The organism is Telluria beijingensis, from assembly GCF_030770395.1.
GTDB lineage: Bacteria > Pseudomonadota > Gammaproteobacteria > Burkholderiales > Burkholderiaceae_D > Telluria > Telluria beijingensis.
In genome coordinates, this window is sequence record NZ_CP132480.1 from 3,386,554 (window position 1) to 3,410,789 (window position 24,236).

Consider the following 24,236-nt stretch of genomic DNA (forward strand, 5'->3'; position numbering starts at 1 on the left):
ATCGAAAAATGCTATATTGCCACGTTCGATAAAGGCATCGTGCCTGCGGCTGGAAACGACGGGATCGGGATGGAACTGGAAGAACTGGAAACAAGGGCGCGCGCCTCACGCGATCGTTTGCTGGATGCACTGGGACTCGCCAACGGCCTGGACCTGCTCGACCGTTTCCTGAAAGACGCACCAGGGCCAGGCAGGCTCGACAGCTACAAGGTATTCACGCCCGCGGCCGGCGAACTCGTCGCCCTGGCGCGCGCCAAGGCCGGGGAGTCCGGCGCATCGGCCTTCCTGCGCGCCGCCATCCTGCATGGCCTGGCCGACAGCGCCGGCGGGGCGCGCATGGCCCGGCTGCCGCCGCGCGTGCACCGGCAGCAGCTGGCCCAGTTCCGCCGCATCCTGGCCGCCGACGACGCCGCGGCGCCGTGGCTGCGGCTCGACCACGACCTGTTTCACAAGGAATTCGGCATCGCCACCCTGCGCCTGTATGTCGCAGGGGCACGTCTCGTCGATCCGCGCTGCGGCGTACCGCGCTCGCTGCTCGCGCGGGGAACGCCGCTGGACTGGCTGCGCTGCGCTGCGGCCATCGCCACGATAGGCGGGTTCCGGCCGTATTTCCAGATCCACACCCACCAGTTCATGCTCGAGCATTTCAACGAAGAAGGCTCGAACGAGTGTTATCGCTGCTGCGCCGAGTTGTACGCACTGCACCCCGAGGTGCTCGGCATGTTCGGCAGCAGCTGGTTCTACGATCCGGCGCTGGCCACGGTCAGCCCGCGCCTGGCCTACCTGCGCGAGGTGCCGACCGGCGCGGGCGCGCAGCTGCTGTATGTCGCCACCGGCGGGGAAGCCAACGCCAATGCGCTGTCCAAGTCGCCGACCCGGCGCAGCCTGCACGAGGCCGGGCGCTACGTTCCCAGGAACTACATGCTCATTTGGGGGCGGCGCCGGCAACAGGCATGGGCCCGCTCTCAGCCGGCGTTTTCGCCCCAGGCTGGCTGACCGGCGCGCGCATCGCGCGGCGCAGGAAATCGGTGAAACCGCTCATCTCGGCCTCGAATTCGAGCCGGTGGATGCTCTCGCCATCCAGGAAACGCGGCAGGTAGGCGGCATGGGGCGGCGCAGTGTCGGCGATCAGCCCCGGCACACACGTGGTTGCCGAGACGATGCCCAGATCGCTCAGCACGCCCGCTGCGGCATCGTCGAACGACCCGCTCGGGTAGCAGTAGTGCCGGGGCCTGGGCAAGCCAAGGGCCACGATGGCCGCCTCGCACAGCGCGAGGTCGGTACGAAACTGCTCGGGCGCGCCGCGCGGATAATAGTGTGCGTGGCCATGCAGTTCGATCGCGCACCCCGTGCCGGCCGCGGCCCGTACTTCATCGGCCGTCATGTAGTCGAAACGGCGGCTGTCGAGCGCCAGCGCAGCGCGGTCCACGCCGATACAGGCGCCCAGCCGCTCGAGCGCGTTGCAGACCGCCTGGCGATCCTGCGCCGACGGTCCCAGTGCGGCAACGACCGCCCGCGCCAGTGCTTCACGAACGGCGGGCTGCGCGAGATCATGTTCGCCGTCGACGTCGGGGCCGATGCCGCGCACGGTCACGACCTGGCGTGGCGCTTTCCACAGCAGATAGCGCGTCGCAACATTAAGCACCGGCCACCCTTCGAGGAAGTGCTGGGTGCACAGGTAGAGCGTGGAGGGAATGCCGCGCTCCGCGAGCACCGGCAGCAGTTCGCGGCCGGTCGAGTACCAGCCGTCGTCGAAGGTGATCACGGTGTCCAGCCTGCCGCGGCTGGCGCTGGGCATGCGCACGGCATCGTCGAGCGACACGAAGTTGAATCCCTTGCGCTGCAGCCACGCGATACGTTGGCGGAACGTGTCAGTGGAGCAAAACAATTTCGGGTTATAACCGAGCTCATCGCCGATACAGCCGCCGTGATAGCAGAGGATCCGCAAGCGCCGGCTGGTCAGCAGGCGCGCCAGGGCGAACAGGCCGAGCGCTTTCGCGAAAAACAGGACGACGATCTTGGGTCGAAGGTGAGAAAGCGGCATGGTAGCTCGACAGGTTGGCATTGCTTGCACTGGTGACAGTGTGCTCGGCTTGTCCCGCGCGAGGCGCGCAGAACGAATCGCAACGCAATTCTTTCAAATTTTACAATTATAGGATAAATGCCGTTCCAGGCGTAGCCGCGAACGTGCACCTGCGCGCTGCGTTGCGACAAAGGATCAAGAGATGGAATGGGGCCGGACGTCGTTCGACGCCACGCCGGCTACCGCAGGCGTACCGGATTCGGCGGCCCAGCCGCTGTTCAGCCAGGAGCGTAACGGCCGTTCGACCAGATGAAACGCCACCAGGCCGCTCAGCAAGGCGACGGCGACGCCCAGCGCGGGCGCTAGGTCGATATCGCGGCAGAGCTGATACATCGGCTGCTGCCACAGATAGATCGAGAATGAATACTGGCCCAGCTTGCGCAGCCAGGACCATTCGAACACGGACCGGAGCCATGCGGGCGCCGCGTGCATCGTATTGATCGCGAGTGCGAAGGCGACCCCGGAAACGACGATGCGTACACTGGCGGGAACGCTCCACCAGTGCGCGGCAATGCCGAGCAATAGCGCGACCGGGGCGATCCATGCTGCGGCGCCCCGCAGGCCGCCATTGCCGGATGCCAGCAGGACCAGGCCCGCCATGAAGATACCGAATGATGCCTGCTCGGTGCGCAGGCTGGCGCCCGGCGCCTGTGCGCCTGGAACGAAGGCATAGATCGCGATGGCCAGCAGGATGACGCACACGATGAGCGCAATGGCCCTGGTGGCGGCCGTGCCACGCCAGCGGCACCAGCAGGCTGCGAGCGCGAGGACGACATAGGCATGTTCTTCCACGCTCAGCGACCAGATATGCCCGAACGGCATTGTCCAGTTACCGGTGACGAAATAATTGTTCGTAAACGTCAACGCCGGAAGCAATTCCCCCAGGACGATCTGCTGTCCGGTCAGGAAGAAAAAGCCGGTAATGAGCGCCAGGTAGACCGCAATCGACGGCATCACGCGCGAAATGCGGCGTCGATAAAACACCCCGATGTGCATGCCCTTGACGAACAGGGCCCAGGTCATCAGATAGCCCGACAGGGCGAAAAACAATGCCACGCCAACGATGCCGAAATTGATCCCGTCGACCGGAAAGAAGTGCCCTACCAGCAATAGCAAGATCGCCAGTCCACGCCATCCATCCAAGTAAGGGATATAGTGAGTCGTCATTCGCGCGGTAACTCCTGTAAGACGAAAAGCTTAGCCCTTTCTGATGTCAATTCCGTGAAATGGGCAACAGGCGCGGATTCCAGCCATCATGCAGCCGGGAGAATCCAGGCTGCATGGCGACGCAATGAAAAAAGTGCCGGCTAACAATTACTCGCCGGCACTTCATTTACCAGGTTGAATTGTTGGTAAGGAGATACTTTACCAGATGATTACACGATCTTTTGGCGCAAGATACATTTTATCACCAGTCTTGACCCCGAAGGCCTCATAGAAACCAGGCTGGTTCTTCAGCGTACCGTTGGCACGGTACTGCGCCGGCGAATGCGGATCGGTCTTGATCTGGGCGATCTGCGCCGGCTCGCGCATCTTGGTGCGCCACACCTGGCCCCAACCCATGTAGAAACGCTGGTCGCCCGTGAGGCCGTCGATTACCGGCGCCGGCTTGCCCTTCAACGAGATCTTGTAGGCTTTATAGGCGATCGCCAGGCCCGAGTTGTCGCCGATGTTCTCGCCCAGCGTCAGTTCGCCGTTGACGTTATAGCCTTCCAGCGGGCTGAAGGCGGCGTACTGCGCGATCAGCGCCTTGGTCTTCTCGCCGAAGCGCTTGCCGTCTTCCTCGGTCCACCAGTTGCGCATATTGCCGTCGCCGTCGTACTGCGAACCCTGGTCGTCGAAGCCATGGCTGATCTCGTGGCCGATCACGGCGCCGATGCCGCCGTAGTTGACCGCGTCGTCGGCGTTGGCGTCGAAGAACGGCGGCTGCAGGATGGCGGCCGGGAACACGATCTCGTTCAGTTCCGGGTTGTAGTAGGCGTTGACGGTCTGCGGCGTCATGCCCCACTCGTCGCGGTCGATCGGCTTGCCCAGCTTGTTCAGTTCGCGGTTGTATTCCACTTCGCGCGAACGCATCACGTTGCCCACCAGGTCGTCGCGGTTCACGGTCAGGGCCGAGTAGTCTTTCCACTTGTTCGGATAACCGATCTTCGGCGTGAACTTGGCCAGCTTGGCCTGCGCTTCCTTCTTGGTCGCGGGGCTCATCCAGTCCAGGGTATCGATCGAGTCTTTATAAGCGGCCAGCAGGTTGTTGACCAGGACTTCCATATGCGCCTTGCGCTCGGCCGGGAAGTGCTTGGCCACGTACAGCTTGCCCACCGCGTCGCCCAGGCTCGATTCCAGCGTCGAAACGCCCCGCTTCCAGCGCGGTTCCAGTTGCGGGATGCCGGCCAGGGTGGTGCCGTTGAAGGCGAAGCGCTGGTCGACGAAGGCCTTCGACAGGTAGTTGGCGTAGCCGTTCACGGTCTGGAACTGCAGATAGGCTTTCCAGGTTTCCAGCGGAATTCGGTTGAGAACGTCAGCGAAGCCCTTCAGGTAGGTCGGCTGGCTGACGATCAGGTAGTCGGCCTTGCCCTGCAGGCCGGATGCCTTCAGCCACTGCTGCCAGTCGTAGCCCGGCGCCATCGCGGCCAGCTTGTCCAGCTCGACCTTGTTATAGGTCTTGATCGGGTCACGGTTCTCGACCTTGGTCCACTGCACCTTAGCCAGCTCGGTTTCCAGCGCGACGATGGCTTTCGCATCGGCCGCGGCATTTTTGCCGCCGGCCAGCGCCAGCATCTTCTCGATGTGCTGCTGGTACTTGGCGCGCGTGTCGGCCAGCTTGGCGTCGTCGGTTTTCAGGTAGTAGTCGCGGTCGGGCATGCCTAGGCCGGCCTGGTACAGGTCGGCCACATACCTGGTCGAATCCTTGGCGTCCTGGTGGATGTAGAACACGAACGGAACGTTGACGCCGATGCGGCCCAGGTGGGCGAACATGGCGGGCAGTTCGCCCTTGCTCTTGACGGCAGCGATCTTGCCCAGTTCACCAGCGAGCGGCTTGGCGCCCAGCTGCTCCAGGCGCGCTTCGTCCATGTAGCTGGCGTAGAAGTCGCCGATCTTGCGCGCCTCGGTGCCGTTGGCCGCGGTGCGTTCCATGGCGGCCTTCTCGATGATCGCGCGCAGCTGCGGCAGGGTGTCGTCGCGCAGCTGGTGGAAGGCGCCCCAGGTCGACTTGTCGGCCGGGATCTCGACCGTCTTGAGCCACTTGCCGTTGAGGTGTTCGAAGAAATCGTCCTGCGCGCGCACGCCCGCATCGATGTATTGGGTGGCGATGCCGGACGACGCGACGCTGGCCTTGGCGGCGGTAGCGGCGGTGGCAGGGGCGGCGCCGGATTCGGCATGCGCGAAGGAAGCCACCAGCACGAGTGCGGCGGCGCTGAACAGATGTCGTTTCATGGATCTCTCTCTCTTTGTTGTGAGTGCAATGCAAAACGGGCCGGCGCTCGTGACGCCGGCCCGCTCCTGGAACCAGATTACCAGATGATGACGCGTTCCTCTGGCGGCAGGTACATCTTGTCGCCCGGTTTCACGTCGAAGGCCTTGTAGAACTCCGCCATATTGCGCACCGTGCCGTTGGCGCGGAACTGGCCCGGCGAGTGCGGGTCGGTCTTGACCTGGTTGATCTGCTGCGCTTCGCGCATCTTCGAGCGCCACACCTGGCCCCAGCCCATGAAGAAGCGCTGGTCGCCGGTCAGGCCGTCGATCACCGGGGCCGGCTTGCCGTTCAGCGACAGCTGATAGGCCTTGTAGCCGATCGCCAGGCCGGCGTTGTCGCCGATGTTCTCGCCCAGGGTCAGCTCGCCGTTGACGCTATAGCCAGGCAGCGGGCTGTAGCCGTTGAACTGGGCCACCAGCTTGTCGGTGCGGGCCTTGAACGCGGCCTTGTCCTCGGCGGTCCACCAGTTGCGCAGGTTGCCGTCGCCGTCCGACTGGCTGCCCTTGTCGTCGAAGCCGTGGCCGATCTCGTGGCCGATCACGGCGCCGATCGCGCCATAGTTGACGGCGTCGTCGGCGCGCATGTCGAAGAACGGCGGCTGCAGGATCGCGGCCGGGAACACGATCTCGTTCATCGTGCTGCGGTAATACGCGTTCACGGTCTGCGGCGTCATGCCCCACTCGGTGTGGTCGATCGGCTTACCCAGTTTGCCGATATTGCGTTCGTACTCGAAGGTCGAGGCGCGCATCGCGTTGCCGACCAGGTCGTCGCGCTTGATGGCCAGGCGCGCATAGTCGCGCCACTTGTCCGGATAGCCGATCTTCGGCGTGAACTTGGCCAGCTTGGCGCGCGCTTCCTTCTTGGTCGCGGGGCTCATCCACTCCAGGTTGTCGATCGACTGGCCGTAGGCGGTGATGAGGTTCTTCACCAGCTCTTCCATGCGCGCTTTGCGCTCGGCCGGGAAGTGCTCTTTCACGTACAGCTTGCCGAGCGCCTCGCCCAGCGCGCCTTCGACGGTCGCCACGCCCTTCTTCCACTCCGGACGCTGCTCGGCCACGCCGGTCAGCGCGGTGCCGTAGAAGGCGAAGTCCGCGTCGACAAAGGCCTTCGACAGGTAAGGCGCGTATTCGCGCAGCAGTTGCCATTCGAAGTAGGACTTGATGGTCGCCAGGTCGGTTTTCGCCAGCAGTTCGTTGAAGCCGGTGAAGTAGCTCGGCTGGTTGACGATGATGTAGTCGAGCTTGTTGCCCACGCCGGCGGCGGCGAAGGCCGCCTTCCAGTCGTAGCCCGGCGCCAGCTTGGCCAGCTCCGCCACGCTCATCTTGTTGTAGCGCTTGACCGGGTCGCGGTTCTCGACCTTGGTCCACTGCACCTTGGCCAATTCGGTCTCGAAGTCGACGATGGCCTTGGCCTGGGCCGCGGCGTTCTTTTCGCCGGCGAGCAGGAGGGTCTTCTCGACGTGCTGCTGGTATTTGGCGCGGATCTCCGCCAGCTTGGCGTCGTCCTGCTTCAGGTAGTAGTCGCGGTCGGGGAGCCCCAAGCCGCTCTGGCTGATATAGGTGGCGTACCTGGTCGACTCGCGCATGTCCTGGCCGACGTAGATGCCGTACGGGCTCGAGACGCCGATCTTCGCCAGGTGGGCGGACAGGGCCGGGATGCCCTTCTTGTCCTTCAGTGCGCGGATGCGCGACAGCTCGCCGGTGAGCGGCTTGTAGCCCAGGCTTTCACGGTGCTCGGCGTCCATGAAGCTGGCGTACAGGTCGCCGATCTTGCGGGTCTCGCTGCCCGCCTTGGCGCTGGTGTCCTTCTGCGCCGCCTCGATGATGGCCAGCAGTTGCGGGGTGGTGTCCTCGCGCAGCTTCATGAACGTGCCCCAGCTCGAGCGGTCGCTCGGGATCTCGGTCTCCTTCAGCCATTTGCCGTTCAGGTGGGTGAAGAAGTCGTCCTGCGGACGCACGCCGGTGTCGATGTATTGGGTGTCGATGCCCGAGACGACGCCGGCCGGGGCGCTCGCGGTGGCCGCGGTGGCCGGTGCGGTGTCGGCGGATGCGGCGGCGATGGCCGGCATGGCGAAGGCCGCCATCAGGGACAGGGTCAGGGTGCTCAGAAGGTGTCGCTTCACGGGGAAATTCCTTACTTGCGGAGTGTGATGGCAGGGATTATTCGAGTCCGACCGGATGCGCCTGCTACGCTCCGGCAAAAGAACATTCTAGCGGGAAGGCAAACGACCTCGCCTGAAGAGCAAAGATTTTTACTTTTCGATACACGGCACACATGTGTTTTCGCGTATGCATGTGTTGGAAGATGACAACAAGGTGACAAGTGCGCTGCGTGCCCGGCAACGTGGAATGTACAATCTGCGCGGAGGCAGCTTGCGAGACCGCGGGGTGTTCGAAGGTGGGGCCAGGAAGAAAAAAGCCCGCGGTGGAGGCCGCGGGCAAAGACCACTTCAAGAGTGGAGAGAGAGAGAGAAAAACTGGTTCCAACTATAGGCTGCCTCATCCGCACGCTCTCCTACTCTTACAATTGCTTACCATCGCCGGGCTGGATGCAACAAGCGGCCCGCAGCGCCTGTACCTGTCAGCCCGCATCTTCCCTGGCAAGCGGTTTTGCGCCACCGCCCGCAGCGCCGCGCGAACCGGTTTATACTGGCCTTGCGCTACCTCAGGCATAAGCTCGCGCCTGCCGGTGCGGCGCGCGGCTATCCAACGGATCAACCACATGGGCTCCACCTTCAAGAATTCCTGCCTCGTCGGCCTGGGCGTAATCGCCGGGGTCGGCCTGACCATGCAATTCTCGGCCCTCGCGTTCAAGCCGCCGGTCGAGGCCGGCATGCCGATCGCCGAACTGCGCCAGCTGGCCGACGTCTACGGCGTCATCAAGTCCACCTACGTCGAGCCGGTCGAAGACAAGGCCCTGCTGTCCGAAGCGATCGCCGGCATGGTCGCCTCGCTCGACCCGCATTCGGCCTACCTCGACCCGCGCGCCTACCGCGAGCTGCGCGAAGGCACCGAGGGCCGCTTCGTCGGCGTGGGCATCGAGATCGCCGTGAGCGACGACGGCTATATCGAGATTGTCACCCCGATGGAAGATTCGCCGGCCTACCACGCCGGCATCAAGGAGGGCGACCTGATCACCCGCATCGACGGCCACCCGGTGCAGGGCACGCCGATCGACGACGCCATCAAGCGCATGCGCGGCGAGCCGGGCACCCGCGTCACGCTCACCGTCGCGCGCAAGGATGCGCCAGAACCGCTCGAATTCACCATCGAGCGGCGCGAGATCGTGCAAAAAAGCGTCAAGGCGAAGATGGTGGAGCCGGGCTATGCCTGGCTGCGCATCGCGCAGTTCCAGGAGCCGACGGTGGACGACATGGCGGCCAGGCTGCAGGCGCTGTACCGCGAAGACCCCGACCTGAAAGGCCTGGTGCTCGACCTGCGCAACGACCCCGGCGGCCTGCTGCAGGGCGCGATCGGCGTTGCCGCCGCCTTCCTGCCGAAGAATGCCGAAGTGGTCTCGACCAATGGCCAGTTGCCGGATTCACGCCAGCGCTTTTACGCCCGCCCCGAGTTCTACATGCTGCGCAGCGGCGCCGATCCGCTGGCCACGCTGCCGCCGGCATTCAAGAACCTGCCGATGGTGGTGCTGGTCAATACCGGCTCGGCCTCGGCCTCCGAGATCGTGGCCGGCGCCCTGCAGGACTATAAACGCGCCGCCATTCTCGGCAGCCAGACCTTCGGCAAGGGCTCGGTGCAGACCATCCGCCCGATCGGGCGCGACGCCGCCGTCAAGCTGACCACCGCGCGCTATTACACCCCGGCCGGCCGCTCGATCCAGGCGCGCGGCATCGTGCCCGATTTCCCGGTCGACGAAACGCTCGAAGGCGACGGCCTGAACGCGCTGCGCATGCGCGAAGCCGACCTGCAGCACCACCTGGCGAATGGCTCGGGTCCTGAAGTCGCCACCCGCGAGGACGATATCGAGGAACAGATGCGCCTGCTGGCCGAGGCGCGCACCCGCAAGCCGCTCGACTACGGCAGCGTGGACGACTTCCAGCTGGCCCAGGCCTTGCGCCACCTCAAGGGCCAGGAAGTGGTGCTGTCCAGGCGCGCCGGCGCCGCCACCACGCTGGCCCAGCAAGAGCACTAAAGTCAGCCGCTCCTTCGCTGCCGCAGCCGCATCCCGGCCGATTCCCACGCCTGCGCCGAGCGTGTAAAATCGGCCCACCCTGCGGGCAACTCCGCTTATCTTCCTTGAAAGTTTGCTGAATATGAAACCTGTCGTCATCAGCGGCACCGGCCTGTTTACGCCACCGCATTCCATCTCGAACGACGAGCTGGTGGCAGCCTTCAACGCCTATGTCGAACTGCACAACCAGGAGCACGCGCAGAAGATCGCGGCGGGCGAGATGACGGCGCTGGAACCGTCGAGCAGCGGCTTCATCGAAAAAGCATCGGGCATCAAGTCGCGCTACGTGATGGAAAAGAGCGGCATCCTCGACCCGACCCGCATGACGGCGCGCATCCCGGAGCGGGCCGACGACGAGATCTCGCTGCAGGCCGAGATGTGCGTGGCCGCGGCGCGCCAGGCGCTCGAACGCGCCGGCAGGCAGCCGCAGGACATCGACATGGTGCTGGTCGCCTGCAGCAATATGCAGCGCGCCTATCCGGCGATGGCGGTCGAGGTGCAGGAAGCGCTGGGCATCGACGGCTTCGGCTTTGACATGAATGTGGCCTGCTCCTCGGCCACCTTCGGCATCGCCACCGCGGTCGACGCGGTGCGCGGCGGCCGCGCGCGCGCGGTGCTGGTGCTGAACCCGGAAATCACCAGCGGCCACCTGAACTTCCGCGACCGCGACAGCCACTTCATCTTCGGCGACGCCTGCACCGCGATCGTGGTCGAAGCGGCGGAGACGGCTACCGGCGCCCACCAGTGGGAAATCCTCGACAGCCGCCTCCAGACCAGCTTCTCGAACAATATCCGCAACAATTTCGGCTTCATGAACCGCTTCGACGAAGCCGGCGTCGGCCAGCCCGATAAACTGTTCCGCCAGCAGGGCCGCAAGGTGTTCAAGGAAGTGTGCCCGATGGCGGCCCAGACGATCGCCGATACCATTGCGGCGGCCGGCCTCGAGACCCAGGACGTGTCGCGCTACTGGCTGCACCAGGCCAACCTGAACATGAACCTGCTGATCGTGCGCACGCTGCTGGGTCGCGACGCCGAGCCCGGCGAAGCGCCCGTGATCCTCGACAGCTATGCCAATACCTCGTCGGCCGGTTCGATCATCGCATTCCACCAGTACCAGGACGACCTGCCGGCGGGCGCCAACGGCGTGATCTGCTCGTTCGGCGCGGGGTATTCGATCGGCTGCGTGGTCGTGCGCAAGCGCTGATTCTTGTACGCGCAACAATACCTGTTGCGCATAACAGACGAGCAAATTGGATTGTCATCAAATCGTCATAAAATTTTAGTAGTTACATTTTGTTACCTGTAGAATTCCCTGGTGGATGTCGTCTATGCATCACATCTTATCCAGGAGCTACAATGACAAAAATTCCTGATATCGCTCCTTCGCTCCTCACGCGCCAGCGATTCATCACGTTTACCGACGCGTTTGCCGTCCATCGTAAACTGGTCATTTTTGCCACGTTTTTGGTGCTGGCGCATTGCCTTGCAATGGTGTCCCGGTTTTATCTCGACCGGGACATCGTGTTCGGCATCGTTCCCATGTTCGATTTTTATGAAGAGACCAATGTCCCCACATACTTCTCTTCATTAAACCTGCTGTTGACGGCGGCGATGCTGTTGGCGATCTCGCGTCTTGAAAAGCTCAACAACAAGCCGGACGTGCTGGCCTGGCGGGTGCTTGGGCTCGGCTTCCTGTTGATGTCGCTCGACGAATTCGCCGACGTGCGCATGATCCTGCACCGTGCGGCCGACGGCATCTCCGGCACTTCCCTGCTGGATATGGTGCCATTCATGACCGTGGCCTGGACCGTGCCGGTCGTCCTGGTACTCGCCATCCTAGCCGTGTACTTCGTGCCCTTCCTGTCACGCCTCGACAAGCGCTACGCGCTGCATTTCTGCCTCGCCGGCGCCTGTTTCGTCCTGGCTTCCGTGGTACTGGAAAACACCGAAGGCGCTCACATCAAGACAGTCGGGGGTATCCGCGACATCCCCTTCACGATCATGGTAACGCTCGAGGAATCCGCCGAGATCTTCTCGATCCTGTATTTCCAGTATTTCCTGATCCGTTACGTACGCCAGTACTACCCGCATACCGGCATTCAGGTCAGCTACTGAAGCGGCCTTGCCAGGGCGGCGGCGTCACAACCGCGCCGCCAGTTCCGCCCCTTCGCGGATCGCTCGCTTGGCATCGAGTTCCGTTGCCAGCGCAGCGCCGCCGATCTTGTGGAAGCGCGGGCCACCCGTCGTTGCCGCGCCGTCCGCCGGCATCAGTTCCGCCAGGCTTTCCTGCCCGGCGCAGATCACCACATTGTCCACCGCCAGCAGCCGCGCCTCGCCGCCCACCGTGATGTGCAGGCCGGCGTCGTCGATGCGGTCGTACTGCACGCCGGCCAGCATGGTCACGCCGTTGCGCGCCAGGGTCGCGCGGTGCACCCAGCCCGAGGTCTTGCCCAGGCCGGCGCCGGGGCGCGTGGTCTTGCGCTGCAGGAGCCAGACCTGGCGCGGCGGATGCGGCGCCGCCGGCGGCGTCAAGCCGCCCGGCCGGGCCACCAGCGGGTCGACGCCCCACTCCTGCATCCAGTGCGCGGCCGGCACCGGCAGCGCCACGCGCGGATCGTGCACCAGGAATTCGCCGGTATCGAAGCCGATGCCGCCGGCGCCGACGATCGCCACCCGCGCGCCAACCGGCCGGCTGTCGCGCAGCACGTCGAGATAACTGAGCACCATCGGATGGTCGATGCCGGGAATGGTCGGCTTGCGCATGCGGATGCCGGTCGCCACGATTACCTCGTCGAAGCCCTGGACCAGCAATTCCTCGCGGCTTACCCGGCAGTCCAGGCGCAACTCGACCTCGAGCAATGCCAGGCGGCGGCCGAAGTAGCGGATGGTCTCGGCGAATTCCTCCTTGCCAGGGACGCGCATCGCGATATTGAACTGGCCGCCGATGCGGTCTTGGGCATCGAACAGCGTCACCCGGTGCCCGCGCTCGGCCGCCACCGTCGCCGCCGACAGCCCGGCCGGTCCGGCGCCGACCACCGCGATGCGGCGCGCCACGGCGGCCTTGCGATACACCAGTTCGGTCTCATGGCAGGCGCGCGGATTGACCAGGCAGGTCGCGCGCTTGTTCGAGAAGGTGTGGTCCAGGCAGGCCTGGTTGCAGGCGATGCAGGTGTTGATCTCGTCGGTCCGCCCGCTGGCCGCCTTGGCCACGAAATCGGGATCGGCCAGGAAGGGCCGCGCCATCGAGACCAGGTCGGCATCGCCGCGCGCCAGGATATCCTCGGCTTCGCCCGGCATATTGATGCGGTTCGAGGCCACGACGGGAATGGCGACTTCCTTGCGCAGCCGCCCGGCGATCCCGGCGAAGGCGGCGCGCGGCACCGAGGTGACGATGGTCGGGATGCGCGCCTCGTGCCAGCCATAGCCGGTGTTCAGGATGGTCGCGCCGGCGCTTTCGAGCGCCCTGGCCACCAGCACGATCTCGTCCCAGGTATTACCGCCTTCGACCAGGTCGAGCACCGAATGGCGGTACATCAGGATAAAGTCAGGGCCGAGCGCGGCGCGGATGCGGCGCACCACCTCGACCGCCAGCCGCATGCGGTTCTCGATCGGCCCGCCCCAGGCGTCCGTGCGGCGGTTGGCGCGCGCGCACAGGAACTGGTTCAGCAGATAGCCTTCGCTGCCCATGATCTCGACCCCGTCGTAGCCGGCCGTGCGCGCCAATTTTGCGCAGCGCACGTAGGCGCGGATGGTCGATTCGATGCCGGCTTCGGTGAGCGCCTTCGGCTTGAAGCGCGAGATCGGCGACTTGACGTTCGACGCCGACACCACGAAGGGCTGGTAGCCGTAGCGGCCCGCGTGCAGGATCTGCATCAGGATCTTGCCGCCCTCTTCGTGCACCGCGCGCGTCACGCGCCGGTGGTTGGGCACGTCGAGCAGCGTGTTCAGGGTACCACCGAAGGGCAGCAGCCAGCCCTGCCGGTTGGGAGAGATGCCGCCGGTGACGATCAGGCCGACGCCGCCGCGCGCGCGTTCGCGGTAGAAGGCGGCCAGCTTGCCGTAGTTGTAGAAACGGTCTTCGAGCCCGGTGTGCATCGAGCCCATGATCACGCGGTTCTTCAGGGTCGTGAAACCCAGGTCGAGCGGCGCCAGCAGGTGGGAGTAAGCGGTAGTCATCGCGGCATTACACCGCGATTTTCTGGAGTCGTGCGTCTAAACGACTTGCCTGGACGTCAAGCCAGGTGGCTTTCGCGGTCGCGCAGCTCGGCGAAGGCCTCGATGCTGCCGATGCTGACCACTACCGGGTTCAGGCTGGCGCCGGGCGACATCGGACGCCAGGCGAACTGCCATTCCTTTTCGCGCGCCTGGCCCGCGCTCTTGGTGAAGGCCGCGCCCAGCGGCGAGCGGCTGCCGTACTCGATGGCGCCGTCGATGCCGGCCCAGTTGGGCAGCAGGCGCTGCACGGCGCGGTGCAGGCGTTCGCCGAATTCCTCGGTATTGTGGATCACCAGGCAGGCGTCGCTGGGCGTGATGACGTCGAACAGGCGCTTGTCCCAGACGGTGGAAAACGAGACGTTCAGGAAGCCGCCGTTGGGCTCCAGGCGGAACTGGCCCGTCTTGAGCGCGTTTTCGAGTTCGGTGCGCAGCGCGTAGCGGTGCAGGGTCGGGGGGCGTTGGTAGTCGTGCATAAGATTCTTTCTGGCCGCGCCGTCAGGCCGGTGGCTGCGACGGCGGCGGCGTTGGCTGCATGAGCATGATCTGCTGGTGCTGCATGCGCATGAAGCGCGAGGCGATGAAGATCTCGCGCAAGAAATAGACAAAGCTGCTGATCAGGCCAAGCATCGCGAACACGAAGCAGGCGGCGATGTACTGGTCGAGCGGAATGCCGGTGGTATCGCCCGCGAACAGCATCGCGATGACCACGCACACCAGCAGGCCGCAGGCGGTGCTGGAGGCGATCGCGAAGTTGATCAGGTGCGAGCGCTGGTAGAGCAGTTCGAGTTCGCCCGAGAACTCGGCGTTGGGGCTGACCTTGAGCCGGTCCTCGAGCACCCGCGTGCGGTCGATGATGCGCGCCAGGCGGTTGGTCAGCACGGTCAGCTTGGTGGCCACGCCGGTGAGCAGGAAAACCGGCGCGATCGCCAGCTGGATCACATGGCCGATGTCGCTGATCTGGATATTCATAAGAACACGTTCGAATTGTTGTAATGTGCCTGGGACGTCCGCTGCCTGCACTGCACGCATTCAACCGCGATATGCGTAGGGTGGACGGCTATGCCGTCCACGCGTTCAACCAGCGCATGTGTAGTGTACCAGCCCGCAGCACCGACAACCTCACTCAAACCGCCGATGCAGCTTGAACTGCTCGGTCGCCGCCACCAGCGCCCGCGCGATCCCCGTTTCCAGCGCGCCATGCCCGGCATCGGCGATCATCTCGAGCTTCGACCCCGGCCACGCCGAATGCAGGCGCCAGGCCGCCAGCGGCGGGCAGATCACGTCATAGCGCCCCTGCACGATCACCGCCGGCAGGTGGGCGATGCGCCCCAGGTCGCGCAGCAGCTGGTCCTCTTCCAAAAACGCGCCATGCAGCATGTAGTGCGATTCGAGCCGCCCCACGCCCAGGTCGAGCGTATCGTTCGACACTTCCTCGGGCTGCGGCAGCAGGAACACGCGCCGGCCCTCGAAGCGGCTCCAGGCGCGCGCGGCCGGCCAGTAGACCTCGGGGTCGTGGCACAGCAGGCGGCGCGCATAGGCTTGCAGCAGGTCGTGGCGCTCGTCCTGCGGGATCGGGGCCACGAATTCTTCGTACAGCTCGGGATAGAACCAGCGCACCTCGTTGATGAACCAGTCCACCTCGGCCTTCGTGCACAGGAAGATCCCGCGCAGCACGAAGCCGAGGCAGCGTTCGGGATGGGCCTGGCCATAGGCCAGCGCCAGGGTCGAACCCCAGGAGCCGCCGAACACCAGCCACTGCTGGATGCCGAACAGCGCGCGCAGGCGCTCGATGTCCTCGACCAGGAGCTGGGTCGTGTTATTGCGCCACTCGCCCAGCGGCGTCGACTTGCCGGCGCCGCGCTGGTCGAACAGAATCACGCGGTAGGCGCGCGGATCGAAGAAGCGGCGGTGCTGGGGCGACAGGCCGGCGCCGGGGCCGCCGTGCAGGAACAGCACCGGGATGCCGTCCGGGTTGCCGACCTCTTCCCAGTAGATCGTGTGCAGGTCGTCGACCGCCAGCATGCCGTGGCGATGGGGCTGGATCGGCGGGAACAGCGACGGCGGCGTGACGGGCATGGCGGCTCTTGTTGGCAGTGATTCAAGAAGCCGATTGTAACGTATGGACAGTCGGTTCAGAAGAAGGTGTTGAGGGCGTAGCGGACGGTGTAATCGTCGTCCACCGCCAGCAGCAGCGGCCACTTGTCGAAGGTGGTGCAGGGGTGGGAAATGCCGCAGCCGACCAGGTCGCCGACCGCCAGGCCCTCGCACAGCGGATCGCCGTCGGGCAGCCGCAGGTAGGCGTGCTGGTCGTTCATCTTGACGATGGCGCAGCCCGGCGGCAGCGCGGCCGGCGTGGCGGAGGCGCCGGGCCGCGCAGTGAACAGCGGGATCGGCAGGTCGGCGTCATGCGAGGCATCGCGCTTGCCCATGGTGAGAATGGCCAGGGTTGGCTCAGGGCGCGACTGCACGGCGCTCCAGACTTCGAGGGCGGGCAGCAGGCCGGCGTCCGGCTCGCCCACGCGCGCGTCCAGCTGCGCGATATGGCGCCGGTACATGCCATGGTCGCTGGTGAGATAGCAGCCGCTGCGCAGGATGGCGCGCACCGGGCGCGACAGGCCGGTCACGTGCTGGAAGCCGCGCGCCACCAGGTCGAAATACGACGAGCCGCCGGCCGACAGCAGGATCTCCGGCGTGGCGAACAGGCCCTCTGCATCGGCGTCGCGCACCAGCGCGACCAGCTGGCCGAGGAAATCGTCGACCATGCGCAGGTCGCGCTCATGGTCGTCGCTCACCAGGAGGCCCTCGTAGCCTTCGAAGCCGGCCAGCGCCAGGCCATCGGCGGCGGCGATGGCGCGCGCCACCGCCATCGCCTCTGGCGCCGTGCGGCAGCCGGCGCGCTTGCCGGCCAGGCCCAGCTCGACCAGCACCGGCAGCGGACGCGCCAGCCTGTGGGCCGCGACCGCCTGCGCCAGGCGCTCCACGCCGGCCTGCGAATCGGCCAGCACGATGCACTCGAAATCGGGATCGCCATGCAGCAGCGCCAGCACGGCCGCAAGGTCGGCGCGCGCCACCAGCTGGTTGGCCAGCAGCACGCGGCGCACACCGAAGCGGTGCGCCACCTGGACCTGGGTCGCGGTGGCGAGGGTGATGCCCCAGGCGCCGTTGGCGAGCTGGGCCCCGAACAGCTGCGGACTCATGGTGGTCTTGCCGTGGGGCGCCAGGCTGACCCCGTGGTCGTCGCAAAAGGCGCGCATCCAGCCGAGGTTGTGGCGCAGGCGCGCGTCCTTGAGCACGGAGACTGGGAAACTGGTGTCACCACGCAACACATTCCAGCCCTGGACACCGATCGCCCCCTGGCGCAACGGCGCCTGCAGCGGCAAGCCTTTGGTACCAGGAAATAGCATTTGTTCGTCGAGGCTTGAGAGGGCGAGGCCGCCATGGGGCAAGGTGTGCATGTGTTGTTTCCGGCAAGTTGCGACAAGTTTTTATTGTAGATCGATCCAGGGAATCACCGATTGTGAACAGACCACTGTTACAACCTGTAACGGATTTTCCTAACTGCACAAGTTATGCTCGGAAATGTTTCGCAGATTAAATTGCATAAGACACATTTGTTCATACTTCAGGGAAAATTTATGTCGCAACGTCACACTGCCCAGCTGGGCGCCGCTCTCGCCCTTCTCGGATCGGCCATCGCCATCCCTGCTCACGCCGCGACCTTGTCGGTCGGCCCGGGCAAGACCTACACCGCGCCTTGCAAAGCCTTCGCTGTCGCCAAGGCAGGCGACCGGATTGAGATTGCCGGCAACACGACGTATCGCGGCGATGTCTGCGCGATCAAGCAGAGCAAGCTCACCATCGTCGGCGTCAACGGACGTCCCAAGATCGATGCTGGCGGCAAGAATGCACTCGGCAAGGGCATCTGGGTAGTGCAGGGCAACGAGATCGTCATCGAGAATGTCGAGATGTTCGGTTCCAAGGTTCCGGACAAGAATGGCGCCGCCCTGCGACTGGAAGGCACCAACTTTACCCTGCGCAAGGCCTTCATCCACGATAACGAAAATGGCATCCTGAGCGGCGTCAAAACCGACAGCAAGATCGTGATCGAGAACAGCGAGTTTGGCCACAATGGCAATGGCACCGGCCAGACCCACAATGTGTATATCGGCTCTGCCGGCAGCCTGATGTTCCGCTTTAATTTTTCGCACGATGCGGATGGCGGCCACAACCTGAAATCGCGTGCGCTCGTCAACACGATCGCCTATAACCGATTCTCGAGCACCGTGCCGGGCCAGACCGGGACCACCGCCACCGGCAAGCCCAGCTACGAAATCGACCTGCCGAACGCCGGGACGTCCTACATCATCGGCAACGTGATCCACCAACCGGCCGCACACAGCAATTCGAATCTGGTTGCCTACGGGATGGAGAGCGCCGCCAATCCGAGTCATGCGCTGTATGTGGTCAACAATACCTTCCTGAACGACGATAGCGCGCGTGGCACGTTTGTCTTGATCGGCACGAAAGTGACCACCAAGGCTCTGCTGCAAAATAATATCTTCAGTGGTACCGGGGCCGTGACCAACCAGGTGGGCGCCGTCGAAAAGACCAATTACCGCTCGGTCGCCCCTGGTTTCGTGAACCGCGCCGCCTGGGACCTGCGCCCGACCGCCAATGCCCTGGTGATCAATGCCGGCTCGGCGCCCCCAACCGTGAACGGCATGTCGCTCAAGCCGGCCTATGTCTACAAGCATAGCGCTACCAGCGCTACCCGCCCGGTCGTCAAGACCATCGATGTCGGCGCCTACGAGTCGGCGCTGTAAGACGGCGGTGTAAACGAATAATGCCGTTCAGCCAGGCTGAACGGCATTGCCGCGGCACCGGCGCAACGCCGGTGGTCGCCATCGATCAGGACATATGCTGCCCGCCATTGATCGCGATATTCGCGCCAGTGACGAATGCCGCCTCGTCCGACGACAGGTACGCCACCAGGCCCGCCACTTCTTCGGGCTTGCCCAGGCGGCCCATCGGGATTTGCGGGATGATCTTGGTTTCCAGCACTTCGCTCGGGATGTCCATCACCATCTTGGTGCCGATATAGCCTGGCGAGATGGTGTTGACGGTCACGCCCTTGCGCGCCACTTCCAGCGCCAGCGCCTTGGTGAAGCCGTGCATGCCGGCCTTGGCTGCCGAGTAATTGGTCTGGCCGAAAGCCCCCTTCTGGCCATTGACCGACGAGATATTGATGATGCGGCCCCAGCCGCGCTCGACCATGCCGTCGCAGACCGGCTTCGTCATATTGAAGACGGAATCGAGGTTGGTCTTGATCACGGCGTCCCAGTTGACCTTGTCCATCTTCTTGAAGGTCATGTCGCGGGTGATGCCGGCGTTATTGACCAGCACGTCGATCGGGCCGACGTCGGCGATCACCTGGCGCACGCATTCCTGGGCCGCGTCGTAGTCGGCCACGTCGCAGGCATAGGCCTTGAAGTCGTAGCCCTGCTCTTTCATGGCGCCGAGCCAGGAGTCGACCTTGGTATTGCCCGGCGAAAAAGTGGTGACGACCTGATATCCCAAAGCGGCCAGCTTGATGCACACCGCTTCGCCCAGGCCGCCCATGCCGCCGGTTACTAATGCTACTCGAGCCATCGTCTTCTCCAGTTTTTTTGTGTCACTACGCTTGAAACCGGCGGCGCCGCTGTCGCGGGCCGCCGCTACCTATCGTCCGCCCGCGCTCAGTCGCGCTCGACCGCCAGCGCCACGCCCATGCCGCCGCCGATGCACAGGCTCGCCAGGCCGCGCTTGGCGTCGCGGCGGATCATTTCGTGCAGCAGGGTGACCAGCACGCGGCAGCCGGAAGCGCCGATCGGGTGGCCCAGCGCGATCGCGCCGCCGTTGACGTTGATCTTCGACGTATCCCAACCCATCTGCTTGTTGACGGCGATGGCCTGGGCGGCGAAGGCTTCGTTGATTTCCATCAGGTCGACGTCTTCGTGGGTCCAGCCGGCCTTCTTGAGGCACAGCTGCGAGGCCGAGACCGGGCCCATGCCCATGATTTGCGGGTCGAGGCCGGACGACGAATAGGCCTTGATGCGCGCCAGCGGGGTCAAACCCAGCTCTTTTGCCTTGGATGCGCTCATCATGATCACGGCGGCGGCGCCGTCGTTGATGCCGGAGGCGTTGCCGGCGGTGACCGAGCCTTCTTTATTGAAGGCCGGACGCAGGCTGGCCAGCGCCTCGAGGGTACTACCCGCTTTTGGATACTCATCGGTATCGAACACGGTCGTGCCCTTCTTGGTCACGATCTCGACCGGGATGATCTCGTCCTTGAACTTGCCTTCTTTTTGGGCAGTCTCGGCCTTGAGCTGCGATTGCAGCGCGAATTCGTCCTGCTCGGCGCGCGTGATTTCATATTTCTTGGCGACATTCTCGGCCGTGACGCCCATGTGGTACTGGTTATAGACGTCCCACAGGCCGTCGACGATCATGGTGTCGGTGAGCTTGGCGTCGCCCATGCGGAAGCCGTCGCGCGAACCGGACAGCACGTGCGGCGAGGCGCTCATGTTCTCTTGTCCGCCGGCGATGACGATCTCGGCGTCGCCGCAGCGGATCGCCTGGGCCGCCAGGTGGGTGGCCTTGAGGCCGCTGCCGCAGACCTTGTTGATGGTATAGCCGGGCACCATGTCGGGCAGGCCGGCCTTGATGATGGCCTGGCGCGCCGGGTTCTGGCCGACGCCGGCGGTAAGCACCTGGCCCATGATGACTTCGCTGACGGATTCAGGGGCGATGCCGGTCTTGGCCAGCAGATGCTTGATCACTTGCGCGCCGAGCTCGGCGGCGGGAATCTTGGCGAGGGTGCCGCCGAACTTGCCGACTGCCGTGCGGCCGGCGGCTACGATGACTACGTCTTCCATTTCAATCTCCGTTCAGCCGGCCACGGCCGGCGTTATTCAGAATTTCCCTCGGACGGGGCGCCCCGTACTCGGCGGAACGCCCTGCGCATGGGATGCGTACAAACCTCAAGTCACAGAATGAGGAGCCCATGCTGCTGTTTAAGCAACAGCAATCTTAGCAGTTTATTCATCGAAAACAACCCGGCAATCGTGCGTATTTGATCTAGCGCATGACTTAATTTTTGGTCGTGAGCAAACGTTCAATTTCTGTTAGGAATGATGCGTGCGCGTCTGTCCTTTTCCACAATTTTCACAGTAGAATGCACAAGCGCAACGCCAACCAGACCGTTTTATGCCTAAAACCACGCTTCCCATCGAAATCAAGATTTCCACGGTCGTTGCCATTTCCACGATCCTGCATTCGGCCGATCCGGACGCCATCGATTCCGCGCTGGAACAGATGACTGGCGGTGTCTCGGACTTCTTCGAGGACGAGTTCGCGGTGATCGACGTGGCCGCGATCGCGCCCGAGGCGCCGAAGCTCGACTGGGCGGCGCTGGTGGCCCTGCTCAAGAAGTATCGCCTGAACGCGGTCGCCGTGCGCGGCGCCGGCCCGGCGATGATCGATGCGATCCGGGCCCAGGGCCTGGCGCTGGACGACGGCTCGAGCGGCGTGCGCGCCGGCGGCCATGCGGCCCCGCCGCCGGTTCCGGCGGAGCAAGAGCACCTGGGTTCCCGCCTGCGCGGGAACGACGTGGCGGCATCAGCGCCGGCGCCAGCCGCTCCGGAACCCGCCCCGGCGGCGCCTGCGCCGGTCCCGGCCGTGGCCGCGCTGCCCGTGGTCGTCGATACCCCGGTGCGCGCCGGCCAGCGCATCTATGCGCGCGGCGCCGACCTGATCGTCACCGCGGTGGTGAACAATGGCGCCGAACTGATCGCCGATGGCAGCATCCATGTCTATGCGCCGCTCAATGGCCGCGCACTGGCGGGCGCCTCCGGCAATACGGATGCGCGCATCTTCGCACTGTCGATGCAGCCTGAACTGGTCTCGATCGCTGGCGTGTACCGCACTTTCGACGAAGGTTTCCCGTCCGACCTGGCGCGCCAGCCGACGCAGATCCGGCTGGTCGGCGACCGGATCGATATCCAGGCGCTGGCGCCGGCATCCCGCTGATCCGAACTGAACAGATACTGTAAAGGACTTATTTGTGGCAAGAATTATTGTTGTGACGTCCGGCAAGGGCGGTGTGGGCAAAACGACCTCGAGCGCTAGCTTCTCCACCGGGCTGGCCATGCGTGGCCACAAGACGGCAGTGATCGACTTCGACGTCGGCTTGCGCAACCTCGACCTGATCATGGGCTGCGAACGCCGCGTGGTCTATGACCTGATCAACGTCATCAATGGCGAAGCGACGCTGAACCAGGCGCTGATCAAGGACAAGCACTGCGACAACCTGTTCATCCTGCCGGCTTCGCAGACGCGCGACAAGGACGCGCTGTCCGAAGAAGGCGTGGAGCGCGTGCTCAACGACCTGGTCAAGATGGACTTCGAGTTCATCATCTGCGATTCGCCGGCCGGCATCGAGCATGGCGCGCTGATGGCGCTGACCTTTGCCGACGAGGCGGTCGTGGTCACCAATCCGGAAGTCTCGTCGGTGCGCGACTCGGACCGCATCCTGGGCATCCTGCAGGCCAAGTCGCGCCGCGCCCAGACCGGCGGCGAACCGGTCAAGGAACACCTGCTCATCACCCGCTACTCGCCGAAGCGCGTCGATGCCGACGAGATGCTCTCTTACCAGGACGTGCAGGAAATCCTGCGCATCCCCCTGATCGGCATCATTCCGGAATCGGAATCGGTGCTGCACGCCTCGAACCAGGGCAACCCGGCGATCCACTTCAAGGGGACCGACGTGGCCGATGCCTACGAGGACGTCGTCGCGCGCTTCCTGGGCGAAGAGCGCCCGCTGCGCTTTACCAACTACGAGAAGCCGGGACTGTTCCAGCGCATTTTCGGAGCCAAGTGAGATGGCATTGCTTTCATTCCTCTTCCCCGAAAAAAAGAAGAGCGCGACAGCCGCCAAGGAACGCCTGCAGATCATCATTGCACGCGAACGGACCAACCGCGCCGGTCCGGATTTCCTGCCGGCCCTGCACCAGGAACTGCTGGCCGTGATCTCGAAGTACGTCAAAGTCAATCCTGACGACATCAAGGTATCGGTCGACCGCCAGGGCAACCTGGAAGTGCTGGACGTGAACGTGGTGCTGCCGGATACCTGATCCGGCGCCGCCTTCGCCCCGACAATGCCCGCCGCGTGCGGGCATTGACTTTGGCGCTGTTCGCGTTAATTATGCGAACCTTTCCAATTTGCGCCGGTCTCAGCCACTGTCGAGTTAACTCATCGGGTGGCGATGATGCAAGGCTTGGGCTTCGAAGAAGTATTTGCAGCACTGACCTCGCTGCATCTCGATAACGACGAAGTCGCCAGGCTACGTACGTGGGTCGCCGCCATCGTCCACCCTGGCGAGTGCCTTCAGTTGATCGCCGAGGCCGCCGGCACGCCATGCTGTCCGCATTGCCAATGTCCGCGCGTGCATCGCTGCGGTTCGGCCAGTGGGCTGCAGCGCTGGCGCTGCCTGGCCTGCCGGCGCAGCTTCAACGCGCTGACCAATACGCCGCTGGCGCGGCTGCGCAAGAAAGCCGCCTGGTTGCCCTACCTGCAATGCGTACTGGAGTCGCGCACGGTCCGCGCAGCAGCCGAACTCGTCGGCGTGCACCGTACCACCAGTTTCCGCTGGCGCCATCGCTTCGTGCCCGGGGCCGCAAACAAACGTCCCGTTCGCCTCGAAGGCACCGTCGAGGCCGACGAAACCTATAGGCCCCGGCGAAGCAGGAATCCAGCAGCAAAGTTAACTATGGATAGCTTTGCGTAAGTTTGGAGGAACGGATCAATGCTGAAATTGGCCGGGTATGCCGCCGGCATTGCGGTATGATCCCAAGGTTTGTGACCTGATATCGGAGTAAAGATGCAGCAACCCCGCCCGCGCGTACCGTCGCCGACCATGAACTTCGTGATCGCTGCCCTGCTGGGCGTTCCCGGCATGCTGAACGTCTATGGCGGCATCACCCGCTCGAGTCCGGGTGACATCCTGTCGGGCCTGGCTGCCCTGGTGTACGCCGCACTGCTGGTGCGCGACGCCCTGCACATCAAGAAGACCGGCCTGCCGGCGATCCCGCAGGCGCGGATGCTCCTGATCGGCTTCGGCTGCCTGACGGTCTACCTGATCGGCATGTTCATGAAGCACAGCGGATAACATCGCGCGTGGCGGGCCGGCGGGCCGGCGGGCCGGTGGCCCGCCCCCGCCCCCGCCCCCGCCATCTTCC

Annotated in this window: 21 protein-coding genes; 10 read left to right on the forward strand and 11 right to left on the reverse strand. The window is 64.4% G+C overall.

Annotated elements, in window-relative coordinates:
* The first annotated feature begins 39 nt into the window (after positions 1-39).
* Positions 40-996 carry a hypothetical protein gene (locus tag Q9246_RS15010; RefSeq protein WP_306391393.1) on the forward strand — a complete coding sequence of 319 codons (957 nt, stop codon included), beginning with the start codon at positions 40-42 and terminating at the stop codon, positions 994-996.
* On the opposite strand, the gene Q9246_RS15015 is transcribed toward Q9246_RS15010, so the two are convergent.
* The 4 genes from Q9246_RS15015 to Q9246_RS15030 form a co-directional block, all read right to left on the reverse strand.
* Positions 926-2,044 (reverse strand): polysaccharide deacetylase family protein, encoded by a 1,119-nt coding sequence (locus Q9246_RS15015; protein ID WP_306391394.1) that lies wholly within the window; start codon positions 2,042-2,044, stop codon positions 926-928. The genes Q9246_RS15010 and Q9246_RS15015 overlap by 71 nt on opposite strands.
* Positions 2,045-2,218: 174 nt before the next feature.
* Positions 2,219-3,250, reverse strand: a complete 1,032-nt coding sequence (locus tag Q9246_RS15020; protein ID WP_306391395.1) for an acyltransferase family protein — start codon at positions 3,248-3,250, stop codon at positions 2,219-2,221.
* 198 nt (positions 3,251-3,448) lie between these two features.
* Complete coding sequence (locus Q9246_RS15025; RefSeq protein ID WP_306391396.1) at positions 3,449-5,518, reverse strand: M13 family metallopeptidase; 2,070 nt, start codon at positions 5,516-5,518, stop codon at positions 3,449-3,451.
* 77 nt (positions 5,519-5,595) lie between these two features.
* Positions 5,596-7,680 carry a M13 family metallopeptidase gene (locus Q9246_RS15030; RefSeq protein ID WP_306391398.1) on the reverse strand — a complete coding sequence of 695 codons (2,085 nt, stop codon included), beginning with the start codon at positions 7,678-7,680 and terminating at the stop codon, positions 5,596-5,598.
* A 599-nt stretch (positions 7,681-8,279) separates the two neighbouring features.
* Between Q9246_RS15030 and Q9246_RS15035 the strand changes: the two genes are divergently transcribed.
* The 3 genes from Q9246_RS15035 (at position 8,280) to Q9246_RS15045 (ending at position 11,861) form a co-directional block, all read left to right on the forward strand.
* Positions 8,280-9,707 carry a S41 family peptidase gene (locus Q9246_RS15035; protein WP_306391399.1) on the forward strand — a complete coding sequence of 476 codons (1,428 nt, stop codon included), beginning with the start codon at positions 8,280-8,282 and terminating at the stop codon, positions 9,705-9,707.
* Positions 9,708-9,828: 121 nt separating this feature from the next.
* Entirely contained in the window at positions 9,829-10,950 is a 1,122-nt protein-coding gene (locus Q9246_RS15040; RefSeq protein ID WP_306391400.1) for a beta-ketoacyl-ACP synthase III, read from the forward strand.
* Between the two features lie 152 nt (positions 10,951-11,102).
* Positions 11,103-11,861 carry a hypothetical protein gene (locus Q9246_RS15045; RefSeq protein ID WP_306391401.1) on the forward strand — a complete coding sequence of 253 codons (759 nt, stop codon included), beginning with the start codon at positions 11,103-11,105 and terminating at the stop codon, positions 11,859-11,861.
* Positions 11,862-11,885: 24 nt separating this feature from the next.
* Here Q9246_RS15045 and Q9246_RS15050 read toward each other — a convergent pair whose 3' ends face one another.
* The 5 genes from Q9246_RS15050 to Q9246_RS15070 all read right to left on the reverse strand — a co-directional run bounded on the left by Q9246_RS15050 (position 11,886) and on the right by Q9246_RS15070 (position 17,416).
* Entirely contained in the window at positions 11,886-13,922 is a 2,037-nt protein-coding gene (locus Q9246_RS15050; protein WP_306391402.1) for an NADPH-dependent 2,4-dienoyl-CoA reductase, read from the reverse strand.
* Positions 13,923-13,978: 56 nt separating this feature from the next.
* Positions 13,979-14,434 (reverse strand): hypothetical protein, encoded by a 456-nt coding sequence (locus Q9246_RS15055; protein WP_306391403.1) that lies wholly within the window; start codon positions 14,432-14,434, stop codon positions 13,979-13,981.
* Positions 14,435-14,456: 22 nt separating this feature from the next.
* A complete protein-coding gene (locus tag Q9246_RS15060; RefSeq protein ID WP_306391404.1) occupies positions 14,457-14,930 on the reverse strand; it encodes a DUF2721 domain-containing protein in 474 nt (157 codons plus the stop codon).
* Positions 14,931-15,080: 150 nt separating this feature from the next.
* Positions 15,081-16,037, reverse strand: a complete 957-nt coding sequence (gene pip / locus Q9246_RS15065; RefSeq protein WP_306391405.1) for a prolyl aminopeptidase — start codon at positions 16,035-16,037, stop codon at positions 15,081-15,083.
* Between the two features lie 56 nt (positions 16,038-16,093).
* On the reverse strand, positions 16,094-17,416 hold the full coding sequence (locus tag Q9246_RS15070; RefSeq protein WP_306391406.1) for a type III PLP-dependent enzyme domain-containing protein: 1,323 nt from the start codon (positions 17,414-17,416) through the stop codon (positions 16,094-16,096).
* A 180-nt stretch (positions 17,417-17,596) separates the two neighbouring features.
* On the opposite strand from Q9246_RS15070, the gene Q9246_RS15075 reads away from it, so the two are divergent.
* Positions 17,597-18,784 carry a right-handed parallel beta-helix repeat-containing protein gene (locus Q9246_RS15075; RefSeq protein ID WP_306391407.1) on the forward strand — a complete coding sequence of 396 codons (1,188 nt, stop codon included), beginning with the start codon at positions 17,597-17,599 and terminating at the stop codon, positions 18,782-18,784.
* Positions 18,785-18,869: 85 nt separating this feature from the next.
* Here Q9246_RS15075 and phbB read toward each other — a convergent pair whose 3' ends face one another.
* Positions 18,870-19,610, reverse strand: a complete 741-nt coding sequence (gene phbB / locus Q9246_RS15080; RefSeq protein WP_123070082.1) for an acetoacetyl-CoA reductase — start codon at positions 19,608-19,610, stop codon at positions 18,870-18,872.
* An 86-nt stretch (positions 19,611-19,696) separates the two neighbouring features.
* The gene (locus Q9246_RS15085) at positions 19,697-20,875 is read right to left on the reverse strand and encodes an acetyl-CoA C-acetyltransferase (RefSeq protein ID WP_306391409.1); all 1,179 of its coding nucleotides are present in this window, start codon (positions 20,873-20,875) and stop codon (positions 19,697-19,699) included.
* Positions 20,876-21,206: 331 nt separating this feature from the next.
* On the opposite strand from Q9246_RS15085, the gene minC reads away from it, so the two are divergent.
* From minC to Q9246_RS15110, 5 genes are all read left to right on the forward strand, one after another.
* Complete coding sequence (gene minC / locus Q9246_RS15090) at positions 21,207-22,028, forward strand: septum site-determining protein MinC (RefSeq protein ID WP_306391410.1); 822 nt, start codon at positions 21,207-21,209, stop codon at positions 22,026-22,028.
* A 34-nt stretch (positions 22,029-22,062) separates the two neighbouring features.
* A complete protein-coding gene (gene minD, locus Q9246_RS15095) occupies positions 22,063-22,878 on the forward strand; it encodes a septum site-determining protein MinD (RefSeq protein WP_306391412.1) in 816 nt (271 codons plus the stop codon).
* 1 nt (position 22,879) lies between these two features.
* A complete protein-coding gene (gene minE / locus Q9246_RS15100; protein WP_109345644.1) occupies positions 22,880-23,131 on the forward strand; it encodes a cell division topological specificity factor MinE in 252 nt (83 codons plus the stop codon).
* Between the two features lie 144 nt (positions 23,132-23,275).
* Complete coding sequence (locus Q9246_RS26550; RefSeq protein ID WP_422802328.1) at positions 23,276-23,785, forward strand: IS1/IS1595 family N-terminal zinc-binding domain-containing protein; 510 nt, start codon at positions 23,276-23,278, stop codon at positions 23,783-23,785.
* A 93-nt stretch (positions 23,786-23,878) separates the two neighbouring features.
* Positions 23,879-24,166, forward strand: a complete 288-nt coding sequence (locus tag Q9246_RS15110; RefSeq protein ID WP_306391414.1) for a hypothetical protein — start codon at positions 23,879-23,881, stop codon at positions 24,164-24,166.
* Positions 24,167-24,236: the final 70 nt, after the last annotated feature.